At 37.9% G+C, this 4,572-nt stretch carries 7 protein-coding genes; 5 read left to right on the top strand and 2 right to left on the bottom strand.

Annotated elements, in window-relative coordinates; genetic code table 11:
• Positions 1-74: 74 nt before the first annotated feature.
• Positions 75-431: a hypothetical protein gene (locus HPY31_RS28405; protein ID WP_172143292.1), complete on the bottom strand. Its 357-nt coding sequence runs from the start codon at positions 429-431 to the stop codon at positions 75-77.
• Positions 432-841: 410 nt separating this feature from the next.
• Here HPY31_RS28405 and HPY31_RS28400 point away from each other — a divergent pair, with 410 nt between their 5' ends.
• Both HPY31_RS28400 and HPY31_RS28395 read left to right on the top strand, forming a co-directional pair.
• A complete protein-coding gene (locus HPY31_RS28400; protein WP_172143291.1) occupies positions 842-1,309 on the top strand; it encodes a hypothetical protein in 468 nt (155 codons plus the stop codon).
• 229 nt (positions 1,310-1,538) lie between these two features.
• Positions 1,539-2,024 (top strand): hypothetical protein, encoded by a 486-nt coding sequence (locus tag HPY31_RS28395; RefSeq protein ID WP_172143290.1) that lies wholly within the window; start codon positions 1,539-1,541, stop codon positions 2,022-2,024.
• A gap of 224 nt (positions 2,025-2,248) precedes the next feature.
• On the opposite strand, the gene HPY31_RS28390 is transcribed toward HPY31_RS28395, so the two are convergent.
• A complete protein-coding gene (locus HPY31_RS28390) occupies positions 2,249-2,401 on the bottom strand; it encodes a hypothetical protein (RefSeq protein ID WP_172143288.1) in 153 nt (50 codons plus the stop codon).
• Between the two features lie 122 nt (positions 2,402-2,523).
• Between HPY31_RS28390 and HPY31_RS28385 the strand changes: the two genes are divergently transcribed.
• The 3 genes from HPY31_RS28385 (at position 2,524) to HPY31_RS28375 (ending at position 3,840) form a co-directional block, all read left to right on the top strand.
• Positions 2,524-2,718, top strand: coding sequence for a tautomerase family protein (locus HPY31_RS28385; protein WP_012685646.1), 195 nt, complete (start codon positions 2,524-2,526; stop codon positions 2,716-2,718).
• Between the two features lie 139 nt (positions 2,719-2,857).
• Positions 2,858-3,343 carry an HIT family protein gene (locus HPY31_RS28380; protein WP_106834073.1) on the top strand — a complete coding sequence of 162 codons (486 nt, stop codon included), beginning with the start codon at positions 2,858-2,860 and terminating at the stop codon, positions 3,341-3,343.
• A 104-nt stretch (positions 3,344-3,447) separates the two neighbouring features.
• Positions 3,448-3,840 carry a DUF7674 family protein gene (locus HPY31_RS28375; RefSeq protein WP_172143289.1) on the top strand — a complete coding sequence of 131 codons (393 nt, stop codon included), beginning with the start codon at positions 3,448-3,450 and terminating at the stop codon, positions 3,838-3,840.
• Positions 3,841-4,572 lie beyond the last annotated feature (732 nt).

The following is a 4,572-nucleotide window of genomic DNA, read 5'->3' as shown; positions in this document are numbered from 1 at the left end:
TAGCTTGAGCTGCACAGCGTCGACCACTTCATCAGTTTCTGTACCAAGGGCTTCGTAGAGAGTGAGTGATTAGCCTATTCAAAAAAATCATCACCATACTCAGCTTCTGAGTCACTAGAAACATCATCGATCTTCGCCATAATTGTTTGTAAATCACCTTCTCGAATAAGCTCATCCACTACTTTTTCAATCGTTTCACGACTCACATCTTCAACAATAACCATATTTATCGACCATAGATAAGTGCCAGACAGGTTCTCACCAGTATTTTTATTCTTCCGTCGTAATGTTTCGATGTTTTGATAAGTAAAAAATGTTCCCCACCATCTTGTTCGATCTGGTAAGGTTACGATTACATCTACATTTTTATCATTTTTTTGTTGACTCTCGATCTCAGATAATTCTGTGCTAATCCAAATATGCTTCTTCATAGTTAACGGCTCCCTCCTCAATTTCCTTTCTAGTTTTATATTTATCTTGTACACTATTTACGCTTGTCAATGAATCTCTATAGCTAGGCACAGTCTGAAAATTAAAGTTGTTGTCTATCCTTACCACGATACTACCTCCCAATATATTACATAACCGCGTGTAAAAATATTACATGGTAATTTAATCAAGTATCCGCTTCGTGATGATTACCTCAGCGATGCAAGGCTGGCATATGATTTTATATCCGACGTTCTGCGTATTCATTTCATCACCCCGCATACCACATCACTTCCTTATAGTAAATAAAAAAATGAAAGAAATGTGAATATTATATTAATTTCCACTATTCATTTGCTATAAATCCTTATTATGGTAATATCAGGTTAATCCCAATATAGGAGGTAAAAGTATGAAAAAGTTTGTAACTAGTTTACTTGGTTTGACTTTAGTTTTAGGGATGACTAGCTCAGCATTTGCGGAAGAAACCACCGCGGAAAAAGAAATTAGTAGAGCTATTAAGCTTAATGGGTATCAAATAGAAGTTGAGCCAAACAACAAGAGATCCTCGGCAAATGAATTAGGTTTTGGTAGATTTGGTCAATTATCTACTTCGGATACAGTTGATTATTATAAGTTCACAGCATATTCATCGGGATCAGTAACTATTGAGTTATCTGGGGTCCCTAACCATATTCCCTATAGGATTATTGGTGACAATTTTTCACCTCCGGGTGGGGGGCAATATGGTTCACCAAATACTGGCGCAAGTAGAACAATTACCTTTCCTACTGTGGCTGGGACAACTTATACTTTTACTGTAGACTCCGACGCTGGTTACGATACCTCGGGAAATTACTACCTAGTCAAGCTATTGTAAACAAGCAGTTAGAGAAAATCGCCATCGCAGGCGGTTTTTTCTTATTGATTCGGATATTTGAAGTCAAAAGTAAACCAACAATATTTTGTGCTACTTCTGTTAAATCTTCTTAGACTGTTACTTTGCTCCAAGTTGTATTTTGATTACTTTTTGAAAATTGCCCATTTTTTATTGGATGTATGGTAAAAAATTAGTACAATTTGGAAAACGCATCTAATAGGAGGTTATTATGAAAAAGATTGCTTTGCTATTATTTGCAGTTTTCATGCTCCAACTCCATTTCACTTCTGCAACCTTTGCTGGAGTGGGTGAGGATCGTATTAGGGCTGGTCAAGAACTTAGTAATATTGGTTGGCTAACGTCAATTAACAATAAATACACTTTACGTTTTTCTGTATATAACGATCTTCAGATAAAGAGGAATATTCCCCAACCAAGAACCGTCATATGGAGCTTGAATACCAACCGCGCTGGAAATTCTCTCAAGCTTGACTTTAATAGCGGAAAACTCGTTTTACTCCGTGCGAATGGTGATCCGCTTTGGTATTCAGATAACGCTGCATGGAGTAATATCCATTATCAAGGTAAACCACCCGTAAACCTTAGAGGCGACCTTATGATTATGCAAGATGATGGAAATTTAGTTCTTTATAACACTACGGACTTGAATCAAGGTTGGTATCCTGTATGGGCTTCAAATACAGGTGGTCAATAAGAATGTAATAGTTGGAGCCGTGTAAGTGCGGCTCTTTTTTACTTATTGAGAACATTACCGAAGCACGAAATGTTTTGTAACACCGTCTCACCTCCGTTCTTCTCAATTACCGTTTTGTTAATCATCTGAATCTAAACCCCAAACCTTTAATTCACCAGTTTTATGGTCTACATAGATGCGAACAAGTACCTGTTCATCCCATGAAATACCTTCACCGTAGAGTCTCATTTCACAATGAGGGCAAGACTCTTTCCAACTGCGTTGAGTTTCTGGCGTACAATCTCATTGTTTTCAACGAGGATGTATGGGCTATCTCCGCCATTTGTTTCAACTACCTCCAGGTTGTTCAAAACATCCAAAATTGCTTGTCTATTCATCGCTCTTTCCTCCCTAACTATTAAGTTAAAAATCCTTGTCATCCAAACTGTTGATATGAGTGAAACTATTTGCTAACTTGCCCGTCTACGTTATAAAAGAACCTGATTGGAGATGTGGACAAATGCCATATATCAACCTTCAAATTACAAAAGGTGCAACCCGTGATCAAAAAGCTCAGATTGTGAAAGAGTTCACGGAAACTCTTGTTAATGTTCTTGGCAAAAAGCCTGAACATACTCACATCGTTATTGAAGAGATTGACGATGAAAACTGGGGGTATGCGGGCATTCTCACTGATGATTTCAGAAAACTTTAAGCATGTTTCGTAAAAGTTCCAGTTTGATACTGGGACTTTTTTATTACAAATTTTGTTAACAATTGGAAATTTTATACATGATCATTCTCTTTTTGACACGCTATACTTTCACAAGCCACTAATGAGAGGATGAAATCTATTGCGTACAATTACCTTGGCTGATGGTCAAACAATTAATGTTGAATGCCTAAGTTGTGCTATAGTCGGCGGATTAGTTATACCAGAAGGAGGTGTACTAATTGAGACGGACTATTTTCATGCTCATCAGGATGTTGCCTACCCAATCACTGGGCAGGTAATCGTTGCCTCTAAACGCCACATTAAATGTCTTGATGAACTAACCGAGGAAGAAGCACACGATTACATACTCTTAATTCGGAAGATTAGAAAAGCACAACGAGAAGTATTAGGAATTGAACATGTCTATTATTTTTACAACGAGGATACTACCCATCATTTTCATATATGGATGGTTCCACGTTACGAATGGATGACACAGTTCGGGCGATCCGTTGAATCTTTGCGCCCCGCCCTATTACATGCTCGTACAAATATGAATTCCATTGAAGAAACTAATCAAATAATCAATTCGATTAATAAACTACGAGAAGCATTGCTTGAATAACCATAATGAGCATTGAGTATCTAGGTACACAGTAACTAAAGTGTTAAATAACGATTTTTCCATGTGATAAAATTTCGATATACCCTTTATGGAGTGAACTTGAAATGATACAAAAACATGAGGTTATCGACTTATTCTTATCTGCTTGTCCTTCCTATAAAGAAAGATGGCTCCATTTTGTTAGCGAAACTTACGACGATAGCGAAGAGCATCTTCCGTATATTGATGTCTCAGATTTCGCCCAACATGTAGATGAGCTTTACCAACAGCAAAAGTTAACCGAGTTCCCAATGATATTTGAGGTTTTAGAAATGCTGCATATCAACGGTGACGACTATGTTAGAGAATTAGCGACAATTGGGTTTCTGGAATCATTGCTAGGTTGTGAAATTTCAAGCTCAATTGAATATTTTCTGATGCCCATTTCCCTAAAATGGTGGATCTCATTAAATAAATTCATGTCTGGAGAAAGTCGTTATGTTGGCGAAGACCAATAATACAAAGTACACATTGTGTTTAATGCTAAAAGCACCGCTTCTCGAGAGGACGACCACTCTTGCAATTTCATCACTTATCAACTGAAGTTAGGCAACGTTTTACAACAGATGAACCTCACCTTCAAAATGTAAAGTTCAGTGATTTCATAATGGATGGATATTCTTTGCATAAGCGACTTGAGAAATATGATTTAGTGCCCAGCCTAGGTGATGGTACTAAAGAGCGGGTGTTTACTCGCTTCTTCGGTGAATCTCTAAGCCCTTCCTACGAATCCTGTCTCCTCGTATCCCAAATGATATTACATCGCTAGTCTGATTTAACTTAATTGAGATTTTGAACATTCGAAAAATTCCCAGTGTGTTAGATGACATCATAGATGGAGAGGATAACTATCGTTACTCTTGAAAAACTCTTCAAGGAGGGAACGAATTGGAGAAATATCGCTGTTATTATTGTGAATGTGAAACAGACAGCGTTCGCCAAATCACGTTTTTCCAAGGTAAGCAGGACTGCAATGAACTTTTGTGCGGTACCTGTCATGCTGATTGGATTGAATCCCTAAAGAGTGAGCCATAGGCAGGGTAACGTTTCCCACTCCACCCTTAGTGAATTTGGCTATAGGGTGGGGTTATTTTTGCCGATGCTATTCGCACAGCAATCACCCGTAAGACGGCTGGCTTAAAGAATGCCTCGCTTACGGGTGATCTTTTCTCAAATGATTTTCCTTTATC

Origin of the sequence: Brevibacillus sp. HB1.3, assembly GCF_013186635.1 — a bacterium.
Taxonomy (GTDB): Bacteria; Bacillota; Bacilli; order Brevibacillales; family Brevibacillaceae; genus Brevibacillus; species Brevibacillus brevis_D.
Note: the sequence above shows the minus strand (reverse complement) of the source record. Positions and strands in the feature narration are given on the sequence as shown.

Excerpts from the sequence above, each read along its gene's own strand:
- HPY31_RS28405 (WP_172143292.1), bottom strand. The coding sequence starts at position 431 with ATGAAGAAGCATATTTGGATTAGCACAGAATTATCTGAGATCGAGAGT.
- HPY31_RS28400 (WP_172143291.1), top strand. The coding sequence starts at position 842 with ATGAAAAAGTTTGTAACTAGTTTACTTGGTTTGACTTTAGTTTTAGGG.
- HPY31_RS28395 (WP_172143290.1), top strand. The coding sequence starts at position 1,539 with ATGAAAAAGATTGCTTTGCTATTATTTGCAGTTTTCATGCTCCAACTC.
- HPY31_RS28390 (WP_172143288.1), bottom strand. The coding sequence starts at position 2,401 with ATGAATAGACAAGCAATTTTGGATGTTTTGAACAACCTGGAGGTAGTT.
- HPY31_RS28385 (WP_012685646.1), top strand. The coding sequence starts at position 2,524 with ATGCCATATATCAACCTTCAAATTACAAAAGGTGCAACCCGTGATCAA.
- HPY31_RS28375 (WP_172143289.1), top strand. The coding sequence starts at position 3,448 with ATGATACAAAAACATGAGGTTATCGACTTATTCTTATCTGCTTGTCCT.